Annotated in this window: 12 protein-coding genes and 1 tRNA gene; 4 read left to right on the top strand and 9 right to left on the bottom strand. The window is 68.4% G+C overall.

Annotation, left to right across the window (positions count from 1 at the left end; translation table 11 throughout):
• Together ON23_RS22850 and ON23_RS22845 are read right to left on the bottom strand one after the other, a co-directional pair.
• On the bottom strand, positions 1–552 hold a 552-nt coding region (locus ON23_RS22850), incomplete at its 3' end, for an NTP transferase domain-containing protein (protein WP_039780678.1).
• Positions 553–753: 201 nt separating this feature from the next.
• Positions 754–824: transfer RNA gene (locus ON23_RS22845), tRNA-Gln, on the bottom strand.
• 353 nt (positions 825–1177) lie between these two features.
• Between ON23_RS22845 and ON23_RS22840 the strand changes: the two genes are divergently transcribed.
• The 4 genes from ON23_RS22840 to ON23_RS22825 all read left to right on the top strand — a co-directional run bounded on the left by ON23_RS22840 (position 1178) and on the right by ON23_RS22825 (position 7280).
• Positions 1178–1792, top strand: a complete 615-nt coding sequence (locus ON23_RS22840; protein WP_039780676.1) for a TetR/AcrR family transcriptional regulator — start codon at positions 1178–1180, stop codon at positions 1790–1792.
• Positions 1793–2008: 216 nt separating this feature from the next.
• Entirely contained in the window at positions 2009–2656 is a 648-nt protein-coding gene (locus ON23_RS22835) for a TetR family transcriptional regulator (protein WP_036505157.1), read from the top strand.
• Positions 2657–2901: 245 nt separating this feature from the next.
• Entirely contained in the window at positions 2902–6516 is a 3615-nt protein-coding gene (gene mfd / locus ON23_RS22830) for a transcription-repair coupling factor (protein ID WP_051043131.1), read from the top strand.
• Positions 6517–6611: 95 nt separating this feature from the next.
• Positions 6612–7280, top strand: coding sequence for a nucleoside triphosphate pyrophosphohydrolase (locus ON23_RS22825; RefSeq protein ID WP_083904184.1), 669 nt, complete (start codon positions 6612–6614; stop codon positions 7278–7280).
• Positions 7281–7314: 34 nt separating this feature from the next.
• Here ON23_RS22825 and ON23_RS22820 read toward each other — a convergent pair whose 3' ends face one another.
• The 7 genes from ON23_RS22820 to ON23_RS22790 all read right to left on the bottom strand — a co-directional run.
• On the bottom strand, positions 7315–7614 hold the full coding sequence (locus tag ON23_RS22820) for an MTH1187 family thiamine-binding protein (protein WP_039780673.1): 300 nt from the start codon (positions 7612–7614) through the stop codon (positions 7315–7317).
• 5 nt (positions 7615–7619) lie between these two features.
• Positions 7620–8096, bottom strand: coding sequence for a pyridoxamine 5'-phosphate oxidase family protein (locus ON23_RS22815; RefSeq protein WP_039780672.1), 477 nt, complete (start codon positions 8094–8096; stop codon positions 7620–7622).
• Positions 8097–8278: 182 nt separating this feature from the next.
• Positions 8279–9673, bottom strand: coding sequence for an MATE family efflux transporter (locus ON23_RS22810; RefSeq protein ID WP_039780671.1), 1395 nt, complete (start codon positions 9671–9673; stop codon positions 8279–8281).
• Between the two features lie 25 nt (positions 9674–9698).
• Positions 9699–10745, bottom strand: coding sequence for a PLP-dependent cysteine synthase family protein (locus tag ON23_RS22805; RefSeq protein WP_039780670.1), 1047 nt, complete (start codon positions 10743–10745; stop codon positions 9699–9701).
• A 33-nt stretch (positions 10746–10778) separates the two neighbouring features.
• Entirely contained in the window at positions 10779–12155 is a 1377-nt protein-coding gene (locus tag ON23_RS22800; RefSeq protein WP_218001114.1) for a type III PLP-dependent enzyme domain-containing protein, read from the bottom strand.
• Positions 12156–12207: 52 nt separating this feature from the next.
• A complete protein-coding gene (locus ON23_RS22795; RefSeq protein ID WP_174376516.1) occupies positions 12208–13197 on the bottom strand; it encodes an ornithine cyclodeaminase family protein in 990 nt (329 codons plus the stop codon).
• Positions 13198–13222: 25 nt separating this feature from the next.
• Positions 13223–13786: TauD/TfdA family dioxygenase (locus tag ON23_RS22790; protein WP_039780669.1), on the bottom strand; the 564-nt coding region annotated here is incomplete at its 5' end.

Raw genomic sequence — 13786 nt, 5'->3', positions numbered from 1 at the left:
GACGCCGGAATTGACTTCGTTGATCGCCGCCTGCTCCGGGGTGGCATCGGCGTGTTCGACGATCTCGAGGACGCCGCCGTCGGCATCGCGCACGATCCGGCCGTAACCGTTGGGATCCTCGGGAACGAAGGTCAAAACCGTGACCGCGGAACGCGGTTGATAACTACGGTGCTCGTCCAGCAGGGCCGAGAGGGTGTGCCCGTCCAGCAGCGGCACGTCGGCGGAGGTCACCAGCAGATCCCCGCTGAAGTCCGCGGGCAGCGCCGACAGGGCGCACTGCACCGCGTGCCCGGTACCCAGCTGCTGTTCCTGGACCGCGGAGGTGATTTCGCGACCCAATTCTGCCGCAACGGAATTCACCGCGGCGCCGACCTGTTCGCGGTCGTGGCCGATCACCGTGATCAGGTCGGTGGGGTCGATCTCGTTCGCCGCGTGCAGGGCGTGCTCGAGCATGCTGCGCCCGGCGAGCGAATGCAGCACTTTCGGTGTCTTGGACCGCATTCGAGTTCCGGCACCGGCGGCGAGAACGACGACGGCGGTCTGCTGTGGCATGGATCTCCCTCGGCTGCCTGTCATCGTGCTGGTCTGCGCTGTCTTGGGCCTGCGGCTGTCGCTGCCTGCGCCGGGCCTTCGCAGGTCCGGTCTGCGGCGGGCTCGGCGGCTGGCCGTCCGCCCACACCCTAGTCCACCCGGGCCTGAGCACCGGCTCGGGGCTTCGCCCGATATCCACGCAGGTCACAGCCCCATAGCCAGCTCCGCCGCCAGGACTCGAACCTGAACTAACTGAACCAAAATCAGTGGTGCTGCCATTACACTACGGCGGATCGTCGCACCGATGAACCCTACGGACCCACCGCTGCGCCACGGCATGCGCGCAATATCCTCGCACGTTTCCCCGCATCTCCGCGAATTACGGGCAGATTTTCCCGCGCGGGTCGCGGGTCGGCGAGATCGCTCAGTCGCGTTCGGGTAAATTTGCGCAACGCACTACTTGATTTCGAAAGCACATGGGTAACTCGTCGGGCACGACCTGACCGCAGGTTCGCTGCCGACCGCCGGCCCGGCCGAGAAATCTCCAGACACCTACGACCGGCAGGATTCCCGGAGAGGCGGGGGAGAGAGGCGGGGGAGCGGAGCGATGACTTCGGGTGACGCGGCGCGGGCGCCACGCCCGCGGATGACCGGAACGCAGCGGCGGCAGCAGTTGATCGAGATCGGCCGTGCGCTGTTCGCGGAACGAGGCTACGACGCCACCTCCATCGAGGAGATCGCCCAGCGCGCCCAGGTGTCGAAACCCGTTGTGTACGAACACTTCGGCGGTAAAGAAGGCCTCTACGCGGTGGTCGTCGACCGCGAGATGTCGACGCTGCTGGACATGATCACCTCGTCGCTGACCCAGAACCGCTCCCGCGTCCGGCTGGAACAGGTCGCCCTCGCGCTGCTCACCTATATCGAGGAGCGCACCGACGGTTTCCGGATCCTGATGCGTGATCAGCCCGCCTCGGCCGCCGCGGGCACCTATTCGAGCCTGCTGAACGAGGCGGTCAACCAGGTGGCGCACATCCTCGCCGGCGATTTCGAGCGCCGCGGCTTCGACACCAGTCTCGCCACCCTCTACGCGCAAGCCCTGGTCGGCATGGTCGCCACCGCCGCCACCTGGTGGCTCGACGAGCGGCAACCGTCCAAGGAGGTGGTCGCCGCGCATCTGGTCAACCTGTGCTGGAACGGGCTCACGCACCTCGAGGCCGATCCGCAGCTGGGCTCCGAGTGGCCGAGCGGGACACCCGGCTGACCGGCGGTAACGGTGCCGGGGGCCGATAGGGGACCGAACTGGACGGTTAGCCCATTGTTTGCGAAGGAGACTGGTCTTAATGCTCGATTCCGCTGGCGACGGCCGGTCTGATGGTACGGTTCACCCATCCTTCAAGTGCTGTTCGAGCTGTGATGTCGGTCAACTTCGGGATATCGGTCTACTTCAGGATGGCTGGTTTGAGGACAGGCGGATCTGATGGCTAGGCAAGCGCGTGCGGAAATCACTCGCGATTCGGTGCTGGCGGGCGCGGCCGACGTCTTTCTGCGACTCGGCTACGCGAATGCGAGCCTCAGCGAGATCATCTCGCAATCCAACGTCACCAAGGGCGCACTGTACTTCCACTTCGGATCCAAGGAAGAACTGGCGCGCGCCGTGGTCGACCAGGGCAACGAACGTCTGCGCGGCGCCTGCCAGGGCTTCTTCGACCCGCGCGTACCCGCCCTCGAAGCCGCCATCGGCATCACCTACGTCGTCGCCGACCTCACCATGAACGACCCGATGGTCGGCGCGATGCTCAAACTCACCCACCAGATCGGCGACTACCGCGGCGCCTCTGGTGAGAACATCACCAAGACCTGGGGCGAAACCCAGATCCTGCTCGCCGAGCGGGCCATCGCCCAGGGCGACCTCAAACCCGACCTGGACCCCGAAACCATCGGTCTTCTCCTGCAGGAGATGACCTCCGGCGTCCACATCACCGCCGTCGGTACCGAATCCATCGACCAGATGGCGGTGCGCATGGAACGCATGTGGTACTTCCTGCTGCCCTCGATCGTGCCGGACGAAAAGGTAGCGTACTTCCGGGAATTCGCCGCGCGGAGGTTGCGCCGCTACGTGCCGTAACCGGTCGCGACGTCGGACGGCGGTACGTGTGAACGCCGGAGCGTGCATTTGCGAGATGTGCACCTGGGTGGGTTCTCGGCCGCCTCGATTTTGGACTGACGGAGCGAGGGAGCGCAGCGACTGAGCGGAGGAGGGAAAAATCGAGGCCTGAGGGCCGAGAACCCCGCCGGAGCGAAGCGGAGGCCGAAAACATAGACTCGATTGGTCGCTCTGAATCGCCGATCTGTGCAGCGGGAGTTTCTTTCATGCCGAGCCATCGCCCACCTCTTGCGGGACTGGCCGAGGTGGCCGGTGCCGATGCCGCGCTGAGCCAGGTTCGGGAACTGATCGGGCGCTCCTCGGTGCAGCTCGTCGCGCCCTCGGCGATCCGGCCGTTCGTGGCGGCGACCGTCGCGGCGGCGCGGCCGCTGGTGGTGGTGACCGCCACCGGGCGGGAGGCCGACGATCTGACCGTCGAGCTGAGCGAGATCATCGGCGATCGGGTCGCGCTGTTCCCGTCCTGGGAGACGCTGCCGCACGAGCGGTTGTCGCCCAGTGCCGACACCGTGGGCCGGCGGTTGCAGGTGCTGCGCCGGCTGGCGCATCCGGAGGATCCGGGCCATCCGGAACCGCTGCAGGTGGTGGTGACCACGGTCCGGTCGCTGATGCAGCCGATGGCTCCGGGACTGGGTGAGATCGAACCCATCGTGCTGCGCGTCGGCGCCGAATTCGATTTCGATGAATTGACCACGCGGCTGGTCGAATTCGCTTACGAGCGCGCCGATATGGTCGGCAAGCGCGGCGAATTCGCGGTGCGCGGCGGCATTCTCGACATCTTCCCGCCCACCGCCGATCATCCGGTGCGCGTGGAATTCTGGGGCGACGAGATCAGTGAACTGCGCGCGTTCTCCGTCGCCGATCAGCGTTCGCTCACCGAGGTCGAGGTGGATCTCGTTGTGGCACAGCCCTGCCGGGAGCTGCTGCTGACCGAGGAACTGCGCGAATCAGCGGCGAAGGTGGCCGCGGAGAACCCGGCGGACGCGGCGCTGGTCGAAATGCTGGAGAAGCTGGCGCAGGGCATTCCGGTGGAGGGGATGGAGGCACTGCTGCCGGTGCTGCGCCCGGGTGAGCTGCAGTTGCTCACCGATGTGGTGCCGACGCAATCGCATGTGCTGCTGTGCGATCCGGAGAAGATCCGCACCCGCGCCGCCGATCTGGTCCGCACCGGACAGGAATTCCTCGAGGCGTCGTGGACGGCCGCGTCCTTCGGCGGAGCGGCTCCGTTGGGCGCGCACGGTCTGGATCTGGCGTCCTCGGCGTATCGCGGTCTGGACGTCGTGCGGGCCGATGCCGAGTCGCGCGGGTTGCCGTGGTGGACGCTGAGCCCGCTGGCCGCCGACGATCCCGCGGAAGTGGTGCTGCCCGTGCTGTCGGCACCGGCGGCCCGCGGCTCGGAAGAACTGGTCGCGACCGTCTTCGCCTCGCTGCGCGCGCACGTCACCACCGGGGGACGCGCGGTCATCGTGGTCGCGGGACACGGTACGGCACAACGCATTCAGGAGCGGCTCGCCGATGCCGAGGTTCCGGCCGCGGCGCTCGAGCCGGGCGCCGAGCCGGTGCGCGGGCTGGTCGGGGTGCTGTGCGGTTCGCTGCACGACGGCATCGTGTTCGACGACGCGAAACTGGTGGTCATCGCCGAGTCCGATCTGACCGGCAACCGCGTCACCGCGCCCGGTGAGGGCAAGAAACTTCCCGCTCGCCGGCGCAATCAGGTCGATCCGCTGGCGTTGAGTTCCGGCGATATGGTCGTGCACGATCAGCACGGCATCGGCCGGTTCGTGGAGATGATCGAACGCACCGTCGGCGGCGCGCGACGCGAATACCTGGTCATCGAGTACGCGCCCAGTAAGCGCGGCCAGCCCGGCGACCGGTTGTACGTCCCGATGGATTCGCTCGACCAGCTCTCCCGCTACGTGGGCGGGGAGATGCCGAGTCTGTCCAAACTCGGCGGATCCGACTGGGCGAATACGAAACGCAAGGCGCGCAAGGCCGTTCGCGAGATCGCCACCGAACTCGTGCAGCTGTACGCCGCGCGGCAGGCCGCGCCCGGTCACGCGTTCGCCTCCGATACGCCGTGGCAGCAGGAGATGGAGGACGCGTTCGCGTTCACCGAAACCCACGACCAGCTCACCGCCATCGCCGAGGTGAAGGCCGATATGGAACGCCCGGTGCCGATGGACCGGGTGATCTGCGGCGACGTCGGTTACGGCAAGACCGAGATCGCGGTGCGGGCGGCGTTCAAGGCGGTGCAGGACGGTAAGCAGGTCGCCGTACTGGTGCCGACGACGCTGCTGGCACAGCAACATCTGCAGACCTTCACCGAACGCGTCGCCGGCTTCCCGGTCACGGTGAAGGGCCTGTCGCGCTTCACCGATCCGGCCGAATCGCGCGAGGTGATCGACGGGATGGCCACCGGTGAGGTCGACATCGTGGTCGGCACCCACCGGCTGCTGCAGACCGGTCTGCGGTGGAAGGAACTCGGCCTCGTGATCATCGACGAGGAACAGCGGTTCGGCGTCGAGCACAAGGAACACATCAAGGCGCTGCGGACCCACGTCGACGTGCTGACCATGTCGGCCACCCCGATTCCGCGCACCCTGGAGATGAGCCTGGCCGGGATCCGCGAGATGTCGACCATCCTCACCCCGCCCGAGGAACGCCATCCGGTTCTGACCTATGTCGGCGGCTACAACGACAAGCAGGTCGCCGCGGCCGTACGCCGTGAACTGTTGCGCGACGGTCAGGTCTTCTACGTGCACAATCGCGTGTCCTCGATCGACAAGGCCGCCAAGCGAATTCGTGATCTGGTGCCCGAGGCGCGGGTCGCGGTGGCGCACGGACAGATGAACGAGGACACGCTGGAAAAGACCGTGCAGGGCTTCTGGGAGCGCGAATTCGACGTCCTGGTGTGCACCACGATCATCGAAACCGGTCTGGACATCTCCAACGCCAATACGCTGATCGTCGAGCGCGCCGACACCCTGGGCCTTTCGCAGCTGCACCAGTTGCGCGGCCGGGTCGGGCGCAGCCGGGAACGCGGATACGCCTACTTCCTGTATCCGGCCGAGAAACCGCTCACCGAAACGGCCTACGACCGCCTGGCCACCATCTCGCAGAACTCCGATCTCGGCGCGGGTATGGCGGTGGCGATGAAGGACCTCGAAATCCGCGGCGCCGGAAACGTTCTCGGCGCCGAACAGTCCGGCCATGTCGCCGGCGTCGGCTTCGATCTGTATGTGCGACTGGTCGGTGAGGCGGTGGAGGCCTATCGCGCCGCCGCCGACGGCCGCCCGATCACGACCGAGGAAGAGGTCAAGGAGGTGCGGATCGACCTGCCGGTGGATGCGCACATTCCGCCCGACTACATCGCCAGCGACCGGCTGCGGCTGGAGGCGTACCGCAAACTGGCTGCGGCACAGGATGATTCGGCGCTCGCCGCGGTGGTGGAGGAGCTCGTCGACCGGTACGGCCCGCTGCCGGTCGAGGTCGGCCGGCTGGTGTCGGTCGCGAAGTTGCGACTGTTGTGCCGCGAGTACGGCATCCAGGAGGTCGGCGTCACCGGCACCACGCTGAAGGTGTCGCCGCTGCAGCTGCCCGATTCGAAGCAGATGCGGCTCAAACGGCTGTATCCGAGTGCGAGCTATCGGCCCACCACCGGCATCGTGCAACTACCGCTGCCCCGGGTGGAGGACAGCGTGGGCGCGGCGCGGGTGCGCGACGTGCAGTTGTTGCAGTTCGTCGCCGATCTGCTGCTGGCGCTCGACGGGAAGCCGAAGGGCATGGTCGATCTCGCGGTGCGCGCGGAGGTCGCGGTCGGGTGAGCGAGGACAGGGGCGAGCGCCCGTCGGGTGGATCCGACGACGCCGCGGCTGATTCCGCACGTGTCGCGCACGGCCTGACCGAAGCGGTCGAGGTCATGGACCGGCTGTGGAATTTCGGCGGCTGGGAGGTCACCCAGACCCACGATTCGCTGCGGCCGTATCTGCTGGAGGAGACCTACGAACTCCTCGATGCCATCCAGCACGGCGATGCGGAGACGATCAAGGAGGAACTCGGCGACCTGCTGTTGCAGGTGCTGTTCCATTCCCGGATCGCCGAGGCCGCGGGCGAATTCACCGTCGACGACGTGGCCGCCGCGCTGGTCGCGAAACTGGTGCACCGCAGTCCGCATCTGTCCGATCCGGAGGTGGACGCCGGAACGGATGTGGCCGCGAAGGTCGCCGCGCAGGAACGAGCCTGGGAGGAACGCAAACTCACCGAGAAGGCGCGCCGCTCCTGCCTGGACGGGATCGCGATGGCGCAACCCGCGCTGGCGCTGGCGGAGAAGATTCGCTCCCGCAGCGCGAAGGCGGGATTACCCGGGGATCTGGTTCCGGACGATCTGCGGGTCGTTCATCTGGGCGAACCGGACAGTGCGGAGGAGCGGCTCCGCAAGGCCACACTCGACTTCGCGGCGCGAATCCGGGCCGCCGAGGACGCGGCCGAGCGGACCCGCGGCGGACGCGGGCCGCTGTCGCCCGACGAGTGGCGCGCCCACTGGGAAACCTTCGCCGACTCGCCGGGGGGCCCGCAGCGCCGGCCGTGAGGTCGCGCCCGGTCAGCTCGCCTGGGGCGGGTGGTCAGGAGCCTTCCGCGAGATAGCGTTCGACGGTCTCGACCTTCGAGGTCAGGGCGCCGGTGACTCCCGGGCGGATATCGGCCTTGATCACCAGGCTGCAGCGCGGCGCCACGGCGAGGATCGCGTCGGAGGCCTGTTTGATCACCCCCATCACCTCGTCCCATTCGCCCTCGAGTGTGGTGAACATGGCGTTGGTTTCGTTCGGCAGCCCGCTGGCACGGACGATGCGGACGGCTTCGGCGACGGCGCGGCCCACATCGGCGCCGGTGCCGAGCGGGGTGACCGAGAAGGCGGCGATCATGGGCGTCAATTCTTCGCGTCGACCATCTCCTGCAGGGTGGCGACACGCGAGCGGAGGTATTCGAGTTCCGGTTCGTCGAGGACCGTGCGCTGAATGCCCGCCTCGACCTCGAACGCGCCCTGGCGGTGGTCGTCTATCACCTCGACATCGATGGCGACGGCCACATAGTCCTCGGCGCCGGGCATCGGATCGGCGATGACGCGCGCGCGACCGCGGGCGCACAGCGCCACATTGCCGCCGCCGAGGATCAGCAGCGCGACATCGGGACGTTTGCGCAGCCGCGCCAGCGAACCGCGATCGAACTTCAGGCTCAGCAGGATTCGCCGATCGTCCGCACGCACCGGCCAGCTCACGGGAATAGCGTGCGGCGACGGATCGGTGGTGACCAGGACGGCGATGGTGTCCAGCGGCCAGGTCGGCAGGACGTCCAGTTCGGGATGCTCGGTCGCGGGCTGTTGACGTTCTCCGGCGCTGGCTACCATCTCGTCACCTCACGGTCGGCTCACGCGGCGGCGTCGGCCGCGACTGGCACCCCAGTGTAAACCGTTGTGCCGCTTACTTGCTGGGGTGTGCGTGCCGGATTCGAGCGGTGCTGGTGGTAGGGGTGCGAACGGGTGGTCGGTCCTGCGCCGCGCTGCCGTGCGGATCGGATCGGGACGAACCGTCAGTTCATGCTGTCGGCGAGCTCGCGTGGTTCGCTGCCCTCCCGGTGATGCAGCAGGGAGAAATATCGGCGCAGCATCAGCAGGGCGGTGGCCGCCAAGCCCGCGGTCAGACCCCACCAGACTCCGTTCGCGCCCAAGCCGAGCGGGAAGGCGAGCAGCAGTGCGGTCGGCAGGCCGACGAGCCAATACCCCACCAGCGACAGCCGGAATCCGGCGCGCGTGTCCTTCACACCCCGCAGCAGACCGTTGCCGATGTTCTGCGCGGCATCGAAGAACTGCAGGACGACGGCGATCAGGAGCAGGCCGTGCGCGAGATCGATCGTCGCGCTGTCCCGGCCGGTGAGGAAGGGGCGCAGCACCAGATCGGGTGCCGCGACGTACAGGACACCCACCAGGGCGGCGACGACCGCGGCCTGCCGCAGTGCCAGCCACGCCAGGTTCTGGGCGCGGCGGAACTCTTCTCGGGCCACGGCCCGGCTCACCAGGATCGACGCCCCGTGCGAGAGCCCCACCGCGACCTGGAACACGATGTAGACGAGCTGGTACACCACGTTGTGCGCGGCCAGTGCCGCCGGTCCGATGGTGCCCATGGCCAGGGCCAGCACCGAGAACATCCCGGCCTCGGAGCCGTAGGTGAGCGCGATCGGCGCGCCGAGCCGCAGTTCGGCGGCGACCGTTCGCCGGCGCACGGGCCACATCCGCACCGGCAGCGTCGGCCCCAGCGCCGTGTCGCGACGCACCATCACCCAGAACACCGCGAAGGTGACGAGGAAGACGACCGAGGACGCCACGCCGACACCGGTCAGGCCCAGGGCGGGCAGTCCGGCCCAGCCGTGGATCAGGGCCAGCGCGACCACCGCGTTCACGGCCACCGAGCCGAGCGTCACCACCACAAGCGCCTGCGGCCGTCGCATGCCGACGGTGTATTGGCGCAGCACCTGGAACCACAGGCAGGGCAGCAGACCCGGGGCGAGCGCCACCATCATCGGCCGCGCTTCGGCCAGCACCGTGGCGTCCTGGCCGAGCCATTGCAGCGACCAGCCCAGACCGACCAGGATCAGACCGCCGAGCACCCCCGCGGCGGTGGCGATGAGGAAGCTCGATCGGACCACATCGCGGATCTCGTGTCCGGGGTCGCGGTGCTGCTTCTCGGCCCGGCTCACCACGGTTGCCACCTGATTGCCGCTGGCGGTGATCAACCCGACGCACATGGTGCGAATCTGGTTGAACAGCACCAGGGCCAGCCCGCCGGCTGCCACCTGGTCGACGCCGAGACTGCCCATCAGCGCGATATTGGTGGTGGAGATCGCGACCTGGGCCAGTTGGGTCAGCGCGATGGGCGTCGCGAGCGCCGTCAGCCGGCGCCCGTCGCCGCGGGGTGCGGCGGCGGTCACGCCCGGACCTCTACGACGACCGGATTCATCGGGCCCCCACCAGATTTCGCGCCTCCGACACCGCCGGGGCAGCGGGTGCGTAACGGTCCAGCAGGTCGGTGACCGCGTGTTCGGCGGTGCGGTCGAGTAGATCGCGGTCGCTCATCCATTCGTCGTCGAAGACCGTGTCGAGGTACTTCTCCCCGCCGTCGCAGACGATGGTGACGATCGTCGAGCCCGGTTCGAATTCCTCGAGTCGCTGCAGCGCAACGTACACCGACCCGCCCGCGGACCCGCCGATCATCAGACCGCAACGCTGCGCGACCGCGCGGACGGTGGCGAAGGCGTCCACGTCCGAGACGGTGACTCCCTCGTCCAGCAGCGAGTAGTCCACGGCCGTACCGACGGTCGCGCCGGGCGGGGTGCCGGTGCCCGACTGCCAGTACGGTCCGCCGGGCCCGCCGAAGGCGATCGATCCGACCGGTTCCACGCCGATCACCCGCGCCGGACGGCCCAGGTCGCGCAGCCGCCGTGCCGTGCCGAACAGCGATCCGCCGGTGCCGACCGCGGACAGCAGGATGTCGACCTGTCCGAGATCCGCCAGCAACTCCTCCGCGACTGCGTAGTAGCCGACCGGATTGGCCTCGTTGTTGTGCTGTTCGGTGAAGTAGGCGTCCGGCCGCGCGGCCGCCATCGCCTCGGCCAGGTCCTCCCGGGTGGAGGTGGCCAGACTGTCGTCGCCCTCGGCGGCGACGTAGACGAGGTCGGCACCCATGGCTCGCATCGCGCGCAGTTTGTCCTTGCAGGCGTGGTGGTCCACGACCGCGGTGAATCGATAGCCGCGTTCGGCCGCGACCACCGCCAGTCCCAGTCCGGTATTCCCGGATGTGGACTCGATAATATGCCCGCCATCTCTCAGCAAACCTCGGCGTTCGGCATCGAGCACCATTTCGCGGGCCATCCGGATCTTCGCCGCGCCGGTCGGATTGAACTGTTCGAGTTTGAGTAGTAGCCGGGTGCCGCCCGCGGTGACGGCCAGCTCGAACAGGGGAGTGTTTCCGATCAGGTCCGTCACGCGCGTGACGATCGGCATGCGAGTCTCCTCGAGAGTGTGATGGGAAGGGAGTCAGCGTTCGAGCGTCCAGCGCAGCCGCGGCGGCTGCTCCGGATCCGCGTCGGGGCTGCTCGACAGCAGCACCTTCGGCGGGAGGGGGAGATCGTGGAACGACGATTCGTTCGAATCCATTTGATATCCGGCGGTATTCGGATAGACGAGCAGATCGCCGATGACCGCCGGGCGCGGCAGTGGAATGCGCCGCCAGCTCAGCATGTCCGATTCCAGGCAGGTCGCCGCGCCGACGCAGGCCGGGGTCACCGCACCCGGCCGCGTCGGCCACAGCACCGGATCGGGCAGATATTCACTGTCGAACCACTGCTCGGACAGGCTCAGGCTGGTGCCGTCGACGGTGAGCAGCTGGTAGGGAAGTGACCGTGCCGTACGGGTTTTCACGCCTTGGACGCGGAACACCGTGCTTCCGGCGCGGTCCAGCAGCGCGCGCCCGGGTTCGATCGCGAGCCGGATCGCATGGGCGCGTAAGACTTTCGCCAGGTCGTCGTGGTCGAGGACGGCGGCCAGCGCGGCCGGTCCGGCGGGACGCTGGTGGTAGGGGTAGTACGAATCGAAGGTCTTGTCCGCGTGGAACCAGTGCGGATCGTGGTCCTCGGTGAAGGCGCGCCAGGCGGTATCCGGCAGATAGTCCACGCCGAATCCGCCGCCGATGGAGAGGGTGGTGACGGGATGTCCGAGGGCGCGGGCGTGCAGGCAGCGGTCGACCAGCGCCGCCGCGAGTTCCGAGCGGGCGATCGGGTCGTAGCCGGACAGGTGAAAGCTGAAGCCCTCCACCTTGATCGGCGCCGGATCGGTGCGGTGCAGCACCGTGTCGAGTTCGATGCCGGTCATGCCGAATCGGCTGGTCGAATCCGGCGGGAGCACCCGCAGCAGCACCCGGGCGGTGGCGCCGAGGCCGGCGAGCCGGTCGAGTTCACCCGGTTCGTCGACCGCGATCAGGGCGCCGTGCCGGGTGGCCAGCCACAGCAGCTCATCGGATTTGGCCGGACCGGTCACCACCAGATCGTGGCCCCGGATACCGTGCGCCAGAGCCGAACTCAGCTCGCCTACGCTGGCGACATCGGCGCCGGCGCCGTGTTCGGCACAGACCCGCACCACGGCTGCCGACTTGTTGGCCTTCTTGCCGTAGTAGATCGCGCCGTCGATGCCGTGGCGGCGGAACTGTTCCCGGAAGGCGTCGATATTCACTCCCACTCGCTGCGGGTACAGCAGGTGGAACGGGCCGCCGATCGTATAAGCGATGTCGTCGAGCAGACGGGTGTCGGCCAGCAGCCGGCGCTCCCACTCGTCCCGGTGTGCGGGGAGGGGAGGTGCCGTGATCGAAGTGGAGGTCGACGTATGGTCGGGCGCCTGCGTACTCCGGCTCGCGGTCACCGCGTCGTCTCCGATGGCGACGACCGCGTGGCGCCGGGGAAGTGCACCCCGGTCAGTCCCACAGCGGCACCTCCGTGCCCCGGCCCTCGGCGATGGCGCGTTCGGCCAGCGCGTGCGCGACGGCGATATCGGTGAGGACCAGGCCGCTGTTGTAGACGAACAGCCGTTCGTCGGGGCTGGTGCGCGCGGTCGCGCGGCGGCCCAGAATCGCGGGCAGCTCGGCGTCGACCGAGCGCAGCCGCCCGTCCGGTCCCGCCATGTCGGTGCCGGTCAGTGCCATCTGCTCGGCGCTGGTGGCGACCACGCGGTCGGCGTCGGTGAGCGTCGAGGGAGCCAGTCCGTAACCGACCAGCACCGCCACCGAACCCGGTGCCAGATCATCGGATTCGAGGGCGACCTGTGTGCCGGGCCCGGCGGTCGCGAGCACCACATCGGCCGTCGCCGCCGCGGCGCGCGGGTCGTCGACCACGTCCAGATCCAGGTGCGGCGCGTGCGCGCGCAGGTGGGTGCCCACCGCGTCCAGGCCCTCGGGATGGGTGCCGTACACCATCAGCCGGTTCAGCTGCGGATTCGCGGCGAGCAAGTGCGGCAACGCGTTTCGGCCCTGGGTGCCGGTGCCGATCAGCAGCACGCTGCGCGCGCCCGGTCGCACCGTCTCGCGCACCAGCAGCGCCGACACCGCCGGCGTGCGCAGGGCCCCCACCCGGGCGCAGTCCATCATCGCGATCGGGGTGCCGGTGGCGTCGTCGTAGAGGGTGATGGTGGTGTAGTAGCGCTTGGTGCTGCGGTCGTGGCTCGGATCGAATTTGTACGAGGTCTTCATCGCTACCACCCGGCGGCGCCCGTCGCGCCCCAGCATCGCGTACGCGACCGACCAGCCGTCCGGATGCGCCACACTGAGTTTGCGGGGGTTGTCCGAATCGCCCTGCGCCAGGGCCAGATAGGCGTCCTCGACGGCGCGCACCACCTCGTTGGGGGCGATCGGGACATCGGCGAGATCGCTGCGGCTGAGTACGCGCAACGGGGTGGGGCGGCTGCTCACTGCGTTCCTCGGTTCACTGGTCGGTTCATCGGTGCGAGATCTGCGGTGCCTCAGCGGGATTCGGCGCGAACGGCCGCACCGTCCGCTGCCCGTACCCGCTTTCGCCGGCCTCGGCCGGTGCGCGGCGGCGTGCCAGCCGGATGTTGACCCGTTTGAGCCAGCGGTCGGTCCCGTCGTAACGGGGCGTGAACGGAACCCGGCCGTGCACGACGACATCATTGTCCATCAGCAGCAATTCGCCGGGCTCCAACACCGCACGGTGACACACTCGTTCCAATTCCGTGCCGAGATGAGCGTAGGCGCAACGATATTCGGGGGCGGCGTCGTCGAGCGGGGTGTAGGCGGGGTCGTAGCGCAGCGTCGGCCCACCGTCACCGGCGCCGACGGTGGCGACCGGGGCGGGGCGATGCCCGCTGAAATCCTCGCCGTAGGAGACGTCGGGCAGGATCGGCAGCGTCGGTTCGGCGAGCAGCCGCCGCCCGTCCGCATCCAGGTTCACCCGGCGGACCGAGGAGACGGTGGTGCCGACCCGATCGGGATTGCGCAGACATCCGAGCAGCAGCAGATGCGCGCGTTCGGGATGGAAGGC

It is taken from the genome of Nocardia cerradoensis NBRC 101014 (genome assembly GCF_000308535.1).
GTDB classification, from domain to species: domain Bacteria; phylum Actinomycetota; class Actinomycetes; order Mycobacteriales; family Mycobacteriaceae; genus Nocardia; species Nocardia cerradoensis.
The sequence above is the reverse complement of the archived record's forward strand: the minus strand, read 5'-3'. Positions and strand labels throughout refer to the sequence as shown.

Coding starts and splice junctions, on each gene's coding strand:
- ON23_RS22840 (WP_039780676.1), top strand. CDS start 1,178: ATGACCGGAACGCAGCGGCGGCAGCAGTTGATCGAGATCGGCCGTGCG.
- ON23_RS22835 (WP_036505157.1), top strand. CDS start 2,009: ATGGCTAGGCAAGCGCGTGCGGAAATCACTCGCGATTCGGTGCTGGCG.
- mfd (WP_051043131.1), top strand. CDS start 2,902: ATGCCGAGCCATCGCCCACCTCTTGCGGGACTGGCCGAGGTGGCCGGT.
- ON23_RS22825 (WP_083904184.1), top strand. CDS start 6,612: ATGGACCGGCTGTGGAATTTCGGCGGCTGGGAGGTCACCCAGACCCAC.
- ON23_RS22820 (WP_039780673.1), bottom strand. CDS start 7,614: ATGATCGCCGCCTTCTCGGTCACCCCGCTCGGCACCGGCGCCGATGTG.
- ON23_RS22815 (WP_039780672.1), bottom strand. CDS start 8,096: ATGGTAGCCAGCGCCGGAGAACGTCAACAGCCCGCGACCGAGCATCCC.
- ON23_RS22805 (WP_039780670.1), bottom strand. CDS start 10,745: ATGCCGATCGTCACGCGCGTGACGGACCTGATCGGAAACACTCCCCTG.